Below are 11,805 nucleotides of genomic sequence, written 5' to 3' on the forward strand. Positions count from 1 at the left end.
TGGCTTATTCCTCTGCGTCCAGCAGTTGCTCTTCCAGGGCCTGGCGGTACTCGCCCGGTGCCTGCCACAGCCCGCGCTGCTGGGCCTCCAGCAAACGTTCGGTGATGTCGCGCAGGGCCTCGGGGTTGTGCTGGCGGATAAACTCGCGGGTCGCGGCATCGAGCACATAGGCCTCGGCCAGCGACTGGTAATGATGATCGTCGATCAGGTGCGTGGTGGCATCGAAGGCGAACAGGTTGTCGACCGTCGCAGCCATCTCGAACGCGCCCTTGTAGCCATGGCGCTTGACCCCGTCGATCCACTTGGGGTTGAGCGCACGCGCACGGATCACCCGGTTCAGTTCTTCCTTGAGGGTGCGAATGCGCGGGCGATCCAGCTGGCTGTGATCGCCGTGGTAACTGGCAACGCCGGCACCGGCCAGGCTTTCTGCCGCCGCGAGCATGCCGCCCTGGAACTGGTAGTAGTCGTTGGAATCGAGCAGGTCGTGCTCATGGTTGTCCTGGTTCTGCAGCACCGCCTGCACCTGGCTCAGGCGCCGGGCAAAGGGTTCGCGCGCGGCGGTGCCGTCGTCCGAGGCGCCATAGGCATACGCGCCATGGTTGAGGTAGACCTCGGCAAGGTCTTCACGGCTGTGCCACAGACGGCCGTCAATGGCGTTCTGCACCCCGGCGCCGTAGGCGCCGGGCTTGGAGCCGAACACCCGCCAGCCGGCCTGGCGCTCGGCCTGCTCGGGGCTCAGGCCAGCGGCCAGCAGTTCGGCACGCTCGCTGCGCACCTTGGCCGCCAGGGGGTTGAGGTCATCCGGCTCATCCAGTGCCGCCACGGCCTGCACCGCCGCGTCGAACAGCTTGATCAGGTTGCCGAACGCATCGCGGAAGAACCCCGAAACGCGCAGGGTCACGTCTACCCGGGGGCGATCCAGCAGGCTCACCGGCAGGATCTCGAAGTCGTCCACCCGCTGGCTGCCGCTGGCCCATACCGGGCGTACGCCGAGCAGGGCCATGGCCTGGGCGATGTCGTCGCCGCCGGTGCGCATGGTGGCCGTGCCCCATACCGACAGGCCGAGCTGGCGCAGGTGGTCGCCGTGGTCCTGCAGGTGGCGTTCCAGAATCAGGTTGGCCGAGGCGAAACCGATGCGCCATGCCGTGGCGGTGGGCAGGTTGCGCACGTCCACGGTGTAGAAGTTGCGGCCGGTGGGCAGCACGTCCAGGCGCCCGCGGCTGGGCGCCCCGCTCGGCCCCGCCGGCACGAAACGCCCGTCCAGCGCCGCCAGCAGGCCCTGCATTTCGGCCGGGCCGCAGGCATCCAGCTGCGGCGCCACCTGGGCCCGCAGCGCCTGCAGCACGGCCTCGACGTCGGCGCTGTGCTGGTGGCTGGCCGGCGCCCCGTCGAGGGTCTGCTCGATCAGGCGGGCGGCATACAGTTCAAGCCGCTCGCGGGTGTCGCCGTTGGTCCGCCAGGCCTCGCTGCTCACCTGTGCCAGGCTCGGCGGCCGTGGCCCTTCCCAGGCAAGGCCCAGGTCGCAGTCCAGCGGGTCGAAGCCCAGCCCCAGGCCGCGGGCCAGGGCGCGCAGCAGGCTGGCATTGGGGCCGCGCCCATCACCACGTTCCACCCGCAGCAGGGCCAGCAGCGTGTCGATCCGCAGGCGTCCGTCCGGCGATTGGCCGAACACATGCAGGCCGTCGCGAATCTGCGACTCCTTGAGGTCGCACAGGTAGGTGTCCAGGCGCGGCAGCCACACCGCCGCATCGTCCAGCGCGCCTTCCAGCTGCAGCTCGCGGTCGATGTGGTTGTCGCGCACCAGGTTGAGGATGTCGCGCTGCAGTTCACGGGCCCGGCGCGGGTCCAGCAGTTGCGCCTCGTAGTACTCGTCGGCCAGCAGTTCCAGGTCGCGCAACGGCCCGTAGGTTTCGGCGCGGGTCAACGGCGGCATCAAGTGGTCGATGATCACCGCCTGGGTGCGGCGCTTGGCCTGTGCGCCCTCGCCCGGGTCGTTGACGATGAACGGGTAGATGTTCGGCAGCGGCCCCAGCAACGCGTCCGGCCAGCACCCGGCTGACAGGCCGACGCCCTTGCCCGGCAGCCACTCCAGGTTGCCGTGCTTGCCCACGTGGATCAGCGCATCGGCGGCATAGGCGTGGCGCAGCCAGAAGTAGAACGCCAGGTAGCCATGCGGCGGCACCAGGTCGGGGTCGTGGTACACCGCACTGGGGTCGACCTGATAACCGCGCGCCGGCTGGATACCGACGAAGGTCAGGCCAAGGCGCAGGCCGGCGACCATCATGCGCCCGCTGCGGAACATCGGGTCCTGCTCCGGCTCGCCCCAGCGCTCGCGCACCGCCTGCTGGTTGGCCTGGGGCAACAGGGCGAAGGCGGCGCGGTAATCGTCCAGCGCCATGCTCTGCGCACAGGGGCGCTGGTCGAGCGTGTCGAGGTCGTTGCTGACCCCGCCGAGCAGGGCCTGGATCAGCGCCGTGCCACTGTCTGGCAACGGCCCCACCGGGTAGCCCTGGGCCTGCATGGCGCGCAGGATGTTGAGCGCCGCCGCCGGGGTGTCCAGCCCCACACCGTTGCCGATGCGCCCGTCGCGGGTCGGGTAGTTGGCCAGAATCAGCGCCACGCGTTTTTGCGGGTTGTCCAGGCGCGCCAGCTCGCACCAGCGCCGGGCCAGTTCCGCAACAAAATCCATGCGCTCCAGGTGCGGCTTGTAGCACACCACGTCCGACTGGCTGCGTTCGCTGCGCCAGGCCAGGTCCTTGAAGCTGATCGGTCGGCTGATGATGCGCCCGTCCAGTTCCGGCAGGGCAATGTGCATGGCCAGGTCGCGGGCCCCCAGGCCCTGTTCGCTGGCCTCCCAGGCCGGCTGGTTGTCCTGTGCGCAGATGGCCTGCAGCACCGGGATGTCGCGCCGGAACGGGCGCAAATGCGGCTGCTGCGGGCTGGACTGGGCGAAGCCTGTGGTGTTGATGATCAGGGCCGCGTCGACCTGGTCCAGCCATTGCTCGACCTGGTCCAGGCAGGCTGCCTCCTTGAGGCTGGCCACGGCAATCGGCAGCGGGTTGAGCCCCGCGCCTTGCAGACGCTCGCAAAACGCATCGATGAACCCCGTGTTGGCGGCCTGCAGGTGCGAGCGGTAGAAGATGATCGGCGTCACGGGCTGGCCGGGCTGCCACAGGGCACGCCAGCTGTCCACGCTCGCCTGGGGGTGTTGCGGGTGATAGACACTGGTGCGCGGCAACTGCTGCGGCTCGTCCCAACGGTAGTCGCGGCCCAGCCATTGGCTGGCCAGGCACTGGAACAGGTTCAGCGCATTGGCCTTGCCGCCCTGGCGCAGGTAGTGCCACAGCCGTTCGGCCTGGGCAGGGGGCACCGTGCTCAGGCTGGTCAGCTCAGGGTCCGGGCGGTCGTCGCCCGGCACCAGGATCAGTTGCACGCCCCGCCCCGCCAGCGCCACCAGTTGCTCCACGCCATAGCGCCAGTAACCGATGCCGCCGTGCAGCGACACCAGGATGACCTTGGCATGGCGCAGCACTTCGTCCACATACAGGTCGACCGAAGCATGGTTCTGCACCTGCATCGGGTTGGCCAGGCGCAGGCTGGGGTAGTCGTCCGGCAACTGCTGGGCGGTTTCGGCCAGCAGTGCCAGGTGCGAATCACCGCTGCAGAGAATCACCAGGTCGGCGGGGGTCTGGCCGAGGTCGGCGATGCTGTCGTCCGGCACAAAGCCGCCGGGCTGGGTCCGCAGCAGGTGCATGGGTCAGGCGCCCAGTGCGGCGCGCAGGCTGGCTTCGAGTTGCACGGCGTCTAGGTCCTGGCCGATCAGCACCAGGCGCGTGGTACGTGGCTCGTCGCTGCGCCAGGCGCGGTCGAAGTGCTTGTCGAAGCGCGTACCCACGCCCTGCACCAGCAGACGCATCGGCTTGCCCGGAATGGCCGCGAAGCCCTTCACGCGCAGGATGCCGTGCTGCACCACCAGTTGGGTCAGGGCATCGAGCAGCAGGCTTTCGTCGGCCTGGGGCAACTCGATGGAGATGGAGTCGAAGGCATCATGGTCGTGATCGTCGTGGTCGTCATCGCCGTCATGGTGCGAATCGTGGTGGGTACGACGCGCGTCGATGTGCTGCTCGGACTCGGCGCCCAGGCCCAGCAATACGTCCAACGGCAGGCGGCCGCTGCTGGCCTCCACCACCTTGACCGCAGGCGGCAGTTCCTCGGCCACCTCGGCGCGCACCCTGGCCAGGTCGTCGGCAGCGATCAGGTCAGCCTTGTTCAGCACCACCAGGTCGGCGCTGGCCAGCTGGTCGGCAAACAGTTCGTGCAGTGGGGACTCGTGGTCCAGGTTCGGGTCGAGCTTGCGCTGGGCGTCCACCTGGTCGGGGTAGGCAGCGAAGGTGCCGGCGGCCACGGCCGGGCTGTCGACCACGGTGATCACCGCATCGACCGTGCAGGCGTTGCGGATTTCCGGCCACTGGAAGGCTTGCACCAGCGGCTTGGGCAGCGCCAGGCCGCTGGTTTCGATGAGGATATGGTCCAGGTCGCCACGGCGCGCCACCAGCTCGCGCATCACCGGGAAGAACTCTTCCTGAACGGTGCAGCACAGGCAGCCGTTGGCCAGCTCGTAGACGCGCCCGCTGGCTTCTTCCTCGGTGCAGCCGATGCTGCACTGCTTGAGGATCTCGCCATCGATGCCCAGCTCGCCGAACTCGTTGACGATCACCGCGATGCGGCGGCCCTGGGCGTTGTCGAGCATGTGCCGCAGCAGGGTGGTCTTGCCCGAGCCGAGGAAGCCGGTAACGATGGTGACGGGGAGTTTGGCCAGTGTTTTCATGGGGGTGCCCTTGGCAGGATGGCGGGCATGCAGGACGAGAGCCGCAGGAGCCTTGCTGCCTGAGCGCATTCGCCACCGGATCACCCCGCCCGGTTGAAAGTCGGAAACTGTTCGAGGCAGGTCTCCTGGCTCGCGCTGTGCCGGCACGCCTGCCGGCAGCATCGACGCCTTCCCGCCCGGGGCAGTGGCACGGCCGATGCCGTTAACGCTTACAGTTGCGGGGGCAGCCACGGCTTGAACCGTATTCCCGTCTTAGCTGCAGCCAGGGCCGCAGAACCTCGAAGCGGCTAGGCTACGCAGTGGTCCGGGGCAGGTCAACCGCTGTATTGACGGATGCCGGCGCGCATGATTTGCTAGCCGCATTCGTTCGGGTGCCTTTTTACAAGGTGAAACGGGAAACCGGTGCGTCAGCCGCTTCTGCAAAGAAGCAGCGACAAATCCGGTGCTGCCCCCGCAACGGTAAGCGAGGAAAGCGTCTTTACCACTGTGCCAGCTGTGCGGCATGGGAAGGTGACGCCCTCAGGCTGAGCATGCTGCCAGCCCTCGCAAGCCCGGAGACCGGCCCGATACAGTCATGACAAACCCGCGGTGGGCGGGCGCTGTTGAACCCCTGGGCGAGCCTCGCGCAGGGGTTGGCCGCGCTTGCCTGTTGCCGACAGCCCCGACGACACGACAACAGCAAAAAGGAACGCGCCATGCCCATCAGTACCGCCAGCCAGCCCCTCGTCACCCCCACTACCCTCAGCCAGCGCCTGGCCGTCGCCATCGGCGCATCGCTGCTGGGCCTTTGCCTGGTCTACTTCGCCGGCTTCTCGCACATCGAGGCGGTGCACAACGCTGCCCACGATACCCGCCACAGCGCCGCGTTCCCTTGCCACTGAGACCTGCCCCGATGATCAAGCGCATTGCCCGCACCGCAGGCTTTACCGGCCTGCTCGCCGCCCTGCTGCTGACCCTGCTGCAAAGCTTCTGGGTCGCACCGCTGATTCTGCAGGCCGAAACCTACGAGAACCCGGCACCAGCCGCCCAAACCCATGAACATGCCGACGCCGCGGGTGAAGGCCACCACCACGATGCCGAGGCCTGGTCGCCTGAAGACGGCTGGCAGCGCGTGCTGTCGACCACCGGTGGCAACCTGGTGGTGGCCGTAGGCTTTGCCCTGATCCTGGCTGCGCTGTACACCCTGCGTGCGCCGGGCCGTACCGCCACCGGTGCAGCCTGGGGGCTTGCCGGGTTCGCGGTATTCTGCCTGGCGCCCACCCTCGGGCTGCCGCCAGAGCTGCCGGGCACCGCCGCCGCCGACCTGGCGCAGCGTCAACTGTGGTGGGTGGGCGCCGCGGCTGCCACCGCTGCCGGCCTGGCCCTGATCGTGTTTGCCCACAACTGGCTGCTCAAGGCGCTGGGTGTGGCATTGCTGGTTGTTCCGCACGTGATCGGTGCGCCGCAGCCGGAGGTGCACGAGAGCCTGGCGCCGCAAGCACTGGAGGCGCAGTTCAAAGTGGCGTCGCTGTTGACCAATGCCGCGTTCTGGCTGGCCCTGGGCCTGCTCAGTGCCTGGCTGTACCGTCGCCAGCCAGCCTGATGCAGCTGTATGCCGGGCTGGGCTGTCGTCGCGGCTGCCCGGCCCGCGAACTGGCTGCCCTGCTCCAGCAGACCCTGTTCGCCCATCACCTGCCCGCCTCTGCCCTCGCCGGGCTGGCCAGCATCGACCTCAAGGCCGACGAGCCCGGCCTGCATGAACTGGCCAGGCAACTGGGGTTGCCGCTGGTATTCTTTTCGGCCGCGCAACTGGCCCCCTTCGAAAGCCGCCTGAGCCACCGTTCGCCCACGGCGTTCGCCCTCAGCAGCTGCCATGGGGTGGCCGAAAGCGCCGCGCTGGCCCTGGCCGAGCAACGCGGCGGCGCCAATGCCGCACTGCGCCTGCCACGCACCGTGCAAGGCGCCGCCACCCTGGCATTGGCCTGGGCCCCGCCGTTTGACGGATAATGCCGCGCAATCTTTCCAAGGATTCATCATGACCGTCTATTTCATCGGTGCCGGCCCGGGCGACCCCGAGCTGATCACCGTCAAGGGCCAGCGCCTGATCCACAGCTGCCCGGTGATCATCTATGCCGGCTCGCTGGTGCCCGCCGCCGTGCTCGAAGGCCACCGCGCCGAAACCGTGATCAACAGCGCCGAACTGCACCTGGGGCAGATCATCGAGCTGATGCGCACGGCCCACGCCAACGGCCAGGATGTGGCCCGCGTACACAGCGGCGACCCGGGGCTGTACGGTGCGATCGGCGAACAGATCCGCCACCTGCGTGAACTGGGTATCCCGTTCCAGATCATCCCCGGCGTGACCGCCGTGGCTGCCAGTGCCGCGCTGCTCGAATGCGAGCTGACCCTGCCGGACATCGCCCAGAGCGTGATCCTGACGCGCTACGGCGATACCTCACCGATGCCGCCGGGCGAATCGCTGGGGAGCCTGGCCAGCCACCATGCAACCCTGGCCATTCACCTGGGGGTCAAGCACCTGGCCAGAATCGTCGAGGAACTGCGTCCGCACTACGGCAGCGACTGCCCGATCGCCGTGGTGCACCGCGCCACCTGGCCAGATCAGGACTGGGTGCTGGGCAGCCTGGACGACATCGTGCAACGGGTGCAGGCCAAGGGCTTTCGACGCACCGCACTGATCCTGGTGGGCCGGGTGTTGGGCAGCGATACCTTCAGCGAGTCGGCGCTATACCGCGCCGGGCATGCGCACCTGTACCGACCTTGACGGCCATTGAAGGCGGCCCTCCCGGCCCGATGCCCGGCGCGTTCCCATGGGCCCGCCTGCCAATTCAACAGCCTCTGCAAGCGACAACTGGGCCAGGCGATAGGAAATCGGCTACAGAACTTTCGAGCGCCTTGTAAGAAAAATCCTCTAATCGAACTGATTTCTTCCTCACTTCTATACTGGACGTACTCCTGCTGAGCGTTTCCACGTATCTTGGCCGCCTTGCCAGAGCCTGGGCAGGCGTCGCCCCGAACGGTTCGGGGCCTGGATCACCTCTCTGACAAGGAGTTGCGCGATGCCCAAAGTCTTGATCGTTGATGACCACACCACCATCCTCTTCGCCATCCGCACCCTGCTGGAGCGCGATGGCTACAACATCGTCGGTGAAGCCCGAGACGGCGCCAGTGCCGTCGAACTGGCGCGCAAGCTGCAGCCTGACGTGGTGATCCTCGATCTGGGGCTGCCACGCCTGGATGGCCTGAGCGTGCTGGAGCGGCTCAGCCAGTTGACCAACCCGCCACGTATCCTGGTACTGACCGGCCGCCCACCCCGGCTGTTCGCCCGCCGTTGCATCGAGTCCGGTGCTTCGGCATTCGTGCGCAAGGACGAAGACCTCGATATCCTGAGCGCCGCCCTCAAGGCCGTGCTCAACGGCTACTCCTACCTGCCCGATGCGTCACGCTTCAATGACCGGTCAAGCTCGGAACTCCAGCGCCTGGACAAGCTGTCCAACCGTGAGTTCGAGGTGCTGCGCCAGTTGGCCAAGGGCGCCAGCAATGGCGAAATCGCTACGGCGATGATCCTCAGCGCCAAGACCATCAGCACCTACAAGACCCGCATCATGGAAAAGCTCGGGGTGGTATCGCTGGTTGAGTTGATCGATGTGGCCAACCGCAACGCACTGACCTGAGCCGCCCATGACCAAGCGTTGCCTGCCTGCCCTGCTGCTAGCCTGCCTGGTGCAGTGGCTGGCGATAAGCGCCATGGCACAGGAGCCGGGGGTTGCCCGGCAACTGCTCGGGCGCTCGGTCAGCAGCAGTGCGCCACCCTCGCTGACCCTCGCCGAACGTCGGTGGCTCAAGCACAAGCAGGTGCTGCGCCTGGGCACCTCGGCGCCGGACTACCCGCCCTTCGACATCAATGTGAGCCAGCACGACTATGAAGGGGTCAGCGCCGACTTCGCCGGCCTGATCGGCGAGCAGTTGAAGATCCCGGTGCAGGTGCTGCAGTTCCCGAACCGTATCCAGGCCATCGCCGCCCTGCACAGTGGCCAGATCGACCTGCTGGGCAGCGCCAACGGCTACGAAGCCGCCGACAGCGCACTGGTGATGAGCCAGCCCTACGCCGACGACCAGCCGATCATCGCAACCCCCGTCGGCGTGACCCATGACCCTGACGACCCGCTCGACGGGCTGACGCTGTCGATGGTCGAACACTACCTGCCACCGTCGCTGGTACGCCAGCTCTACCCCCGGGCGAACCTGCAACTGTACGCCTCGACCATGTCGGCCCTGTCGGCGGTGGCCCTGGGCCAGGCCGATGCATTCATCGGCGACGCGATCAGTTCCGACTACCTGATCGGCAAGAACTACCGCGAAAGCCTGCAGATCTCCCACTACGTCAAACCCCAGCGCTCTTCCTTCGGCTTTGCCCTGGTGCGCGAGAACACCGCGTTGCTGGACCTGGTGAACAAGGCATTGGGCAGCATCACCGACAGCGACCGGTTGAACGTGATGCGCCGCTGGACCAGCGGCGTGAGCAGCATCCTGCTCAACCGGGCGGACATCGCGCTGACCGACGAAGAGCGACACTGGATCGCGCAGCATCCCAGCGTGCGCGTGGTCATCAACAAGTACTTCGCGCCCCTGAGCTTCTTCGACGAAAACCAGCACTTTCGCGGCATCACCGCCGACGTGCTGGCGCAGATCAGCCTGCGCAGCGGGCTGAAGTTCCAGATCATCGAGACCGACTCGGTGCCCACCATGATCAGCATGGTCGAACAGGGCGAAGCCGAGGTCGTCGGCGCGCTCAACTATGGTGAGCAGCGCGCCAGAACCCTGGCCTTCACCCGGCCCTACCTGGCCAACCCGCGGGTGCTGGTGACCAGCGTGCGCGATACATCGATCCGCCACCCCGACCAGCTCGACGGCAAGCGCCTGGCGATCATTCGCGGTACACCGGTGAGCGCCGAACTGCGCCAGCGCTATCCCGCCATCAGCCTGATCGAAGTCGACGACCCGCTGGCACTGATGGAGTACGTGGCCCAGGGCCGCGCGGACGCGGCGCTCAGTTCGCAGATCAACGCCGCCTACTTCATCAGCCGCATGTTCAAGGACCGCCTGCGCATCGCCACCCTGCTGGACGACACCCCGGCCCTCGCCGCCTTCGCCACCGAACGTTCTTCGCCACTACATGCGATATTGGAAAAATCCCTGCTCAGCATCCCGCCCGAGCAGATGACCCAGCTGGTCAATCGCTGGCGCATCAACGCCCTGATCAGCGACACGCCCTGGCGCAACTACCGCTCGCTGGTGCTGCAGATTCTTGGCATCGCGGTGGCGCTGGTGCTTGCCATAGCGTTGTGGAACCGTTACCTGCGCAAGCTGATGCAGCAACGCGCCGAGGCCGAGCAGGCCCTGCAACTGCAGCTGCGCATCAGCGAACACCTGCTCGAAGAGCTGCATGTGGCCAAGGAACAGGCCGACAGCGCCAACCACGCCAAGAGCACCTTCCTGACCACCATGAGCCACGAGATCCGCACCCCCATGAATGCGGTGATCGGCCTGCTCGAGCTTGCCCTGAAGGATGCCGCACAGGGCCGCACCGACGAGCACTCCCTGCAGGTGGCATTCGATTCGGCCAGCAGCCTGCTGGAGCTGATCGGCGACGTGCTGGACATCGCCCGCATCGAATCCGGACACATGAGCCTGGCGCCACAACCCACCGACCTGGGTGCGCTGGTACGCAGCACCGTGCAGGTGTTCGAAAGCAGCGCCCGTCTCAAGGACATCAGCCTGACCCAGGACCTGCAGCCCCCCGCCGCCCTGGTGGAGATCGACCCGCTGCGTTTTCGCCAGATCCTGTCCAACCTGCTGGGCAATGCCATCAAGTTCACCGAGCGCGGCGGCGTCAGCGTGCGCCTGCAGTGCCAGCCCACGCCGTGCGGCAAGCAGGTGCACATGCACCTGGCCGTCGAGGACAGCGGCATCGGCATCAGCCAGCCGGACCAGCAGCGCCTGTTCCACCCCTTCATCCAGGCCGGCAGCCAGCCGGCTCGCCAGGGCACCGGCCTGGGCCTGGTGATCAGCCGGACCCTGTGCGAACTGATGCAGGGCAGCCTGGAACTGCACAGTACCCCGGGCCATGGCACCCAGGTCACGGTCAGCCTGCCGCTGATGCTGGCCAGCACTGCCAGTCAACCCGAGGAACCGGCCCAGGAGCCAACGGCCCAGGCCAGCCAGCGGCTGAACATCCTGGTGGTCGACGACTACCCCGCCAACCTCATGCTGCTGGAAAAGCAGCTGAGCGTGCTGGGCCATCGGGTGACCCAGGCCAGCGACGGCGCGGGCGGCCTGCAGGCCTGGCAGGCCGGGCGCTTCGACGCCGTGATCACCGACTGCAACATGCCCGGCATGGACGGCCACCAGCTGGCGCGCGAGATTCGTGCCCAGGAAGCCCAGACGAATCGCCCGCCCTGCCTGATACTGGGCCTGACCGCCAACGCCCAGGCCGACGAACGCGAGCGCTGCCTGGCGTCGGGCATGGATGACTGCCTGTTCAAGCCGATCGGCCTGGGCGCCTTGAGCCGTCACCTGTCGGGGGTGGATACCCCCGAGCCGCAGGCGCCACCCGAGCCCCGCGCCGAGGACAACAGTGGTTTCAACATCGACAACCTCAAGCACCTGACCCTGGGTGACCCACGGCTGATCAAGCGTCTGCTGACGGAGCTGGAGCGCAGCAGCGCCGAAGACCTCGAGGCGTTGCGTGCCCTGGGCTCAGGCGCGAGTCGACAGCAACTGCGCAGCCTGTCGCACCGCATCAAGGGCGGCGCCAAGATGCTCAAGGCCCATGGCCTGGTGGGGCACTGCGATGCGCTGGAGCAGGCCTGTACCGGCAAGGCCCCGGACAAGGCCATCGAGGCGTTGCTGGCGGCGCTGGAACAGAGCCTGAAGGATCTGCATGAACACCTGCAGCGATCCATCGCCGCCGGTTGAGA

The 11,805-nt window shown here is 67.3% G+C and carries 8 protein-coding genes and 2 riboswitches; of the genes, 6 read left to right on the top strand and 2 right to left on the bottom strand.

Features of this window, described 5'->3' with window-relative positions:
• Positions 1–4: 4 nt before the first annotated feature.
• On the bottom strand, positions 5–3,754 hold the full coding sequence (gene cobN / locus N0B28_RS13670; RefSeq protein WP_275726737.1) for a cobaltochelatase subunit CobN: 3,750 nt from the start codon (positions 3,752–3,754) through the stop codon (positions 5–7).
• A gap of 3 nt (positions 3,755–3,757) precedes the next feature.
• Positions 3,758–4,828: a cobalamin biosynthesis protein CobW gene (gene cobW, locus N0B28_RS13675; RefSeq protein ID WP_043861454.1), complete on the bottom strand. Its 1,071-nt coding sequence runs from the start codon at positions 4,826–4,828 to the stop codon at positions 3,758–3,760.
• A 97-nt stretch (positions 4,829–4,925) separates the two neighbouring features.
• Positions 4,926–5,124: riboswitch (cobalamin riboswitch) on the bottom strand.
• Positions 5,125–5,180: 56 nt separating this feature from the next.
• Positions 5,181–5,410: riboswitch (cobalamin riboswitch) on the top strand.
• Between the two features lie 113 nt (positions 5,411–5,523).
• On the opposite strand from cobW, the gene N0B28_RS13680 reads away from it, so the two are divergent.
• The 6 genes from N0B28_RS13680 (at position 5,524) to N0B28_RS13705 (ending at position 11,803) form a co-directional block, all read left to right on the top strand.
• On the top strand, positions 5,524–5,709 hold the full coding sequence (locus tag N0B28_RS13680) for a CbtB domain-containing protein (protein ID WP_043861453.1): 186 nt from the start codon (positions 5,524–5,526) through the stop codon (positions 5,707–5,709).
• 11 nt (positions 5,710–5,720) lie between these two features.
• On the top strand, positions 5,721–6,410 hold the full coding sequence (locus N0B28_RS13685; RefSeq protein ID WP_054914568.1) for a CbtA family protein: 690 nt from the start codon (positions 5,721–5,723) through the stop codon (positions 6,408–6,410).
• Positions 6,410–6,814 (top strand): cobalamin biosynthesis protein, encoded by a 405-nt coding sequence (locus N0B28_RS13690; RefSeq protein ID WP_275726744.1) that lies wholly within the window; start codon positions 6,410–6,412, stop codon positions 6,812–6,814. Before N0B28_RS13685 ends, N0B28_RS13690 begins: the two co-directional genes overlap by 1 nt.
• Before the next feature lie 28 nt (positions 6,815–6,842).
• Entirely contained in the window at positions 6,843–7,589 is a 747-nt protein-coding gene (cobM, locus tag N0B28_RS13695; RefSeq protein ID WP_275726746.1) for a precorrin-4 C(11)-methyltransferase, read from the top strand.
• Positions 7,590–7,884: 295 nt separating this feature from the next.
• Positions 7,885–8,499: a response regulator transcription factor gene (locus N0B28_RS13700; protein ID WP_043861449.1), complete on the top strand. Its 615-nt coding sequence runs from the start codon at positions 7,885–7,887 to the stop codon at positions 8,497–8,499.
• Between the two features lie 7 nt (positions 8,500–8,506).
• Positions 8,507–11,803, top strand: a complete 3,297-nt coding sequence (locus tag N0B28_RS13705) for a transporter substrate-binding domain-containing protein (RefSeq protein WP_275726750.1) — start codon at positions 8,507–8,509, stop codon at positions 11,801–11,803.
• The last annotated feature ends 2 nt before the right edge of the window (positions 11,804–11,805 follow it).

The sequence above is a fragment of the Pseudomonas sp. SD17-1 genome, assembly GCF_029201585.1.
Lineage (GTDB): Bacteria > Pseudomonadota > Gammaproteobacteria > Pseudomonadales > Pseudomonadaceae > Aquipseudomonas > Aquipseudomonas palmensis.

What these genes read in the sequence shown, in the direction of transcription:
- N0B28_RS13690 (WP_275726744.1), top strand. Translation starts at nt 6,410, where the DNA reads ATGCAGCTGTATGCCGGGCTGGGCTGTCGTCGCGGCTGCCCGGCCCGC.
- cobM (WP_275726746.1), top strand. Translation starts at nt 6,843, where the DNA reads ATGACCGTCTATTTCATCGGTGCCGGCCCGGGCGACCCCGAGCTGATC.
- N0B28_RS13700 (WP_043861449.1), top strand. Translation starts at nt 7,885, where the DNA reads ATGCCCAAAGTCTTGATCGTTGATGACCACACCACCATCCTCTTCGCC.
- cobW (WP_043861454.1), bottom strand. Translation starts at nt 4,828, where the DNA reads ATGAAAACACTGGCCAAACTCCCCGTCACCATCGTTACCGGCTTCCTC.
- N0B28_RS13685 (WP_054914568.1), top strand. Translation starts at nt 5,721, where the DNA reads ATGATCAAGCGCATTGCCCGCACCGCAGGCTTTACCGGCCTGCTCGCC.
- cobN (WP_275726737.1), bottom strand. Translation starts at nt 3,754, where the DNA reads ATGCACCTGCTGCGGACCCAGCCCGGCGGCTTTGTGCCGGACGACAGC.
- N0B28_RS13705 (WP_275726750.1), top strand. Translation starts at nt 8,507, where the DNA reads ATGACCAAGCGTTGCCTGCCTGCCCTGCTGCTAGCCTGCCTGGTGCAG.
- N0B28_RS13680 (WP_043861453.1), top strand. Translation starts at nt 5,524, where the DNA reads ATGCCCATCAGTACCGCCAGCCAGCCCCTCGTCACCCCCACTACCCTC.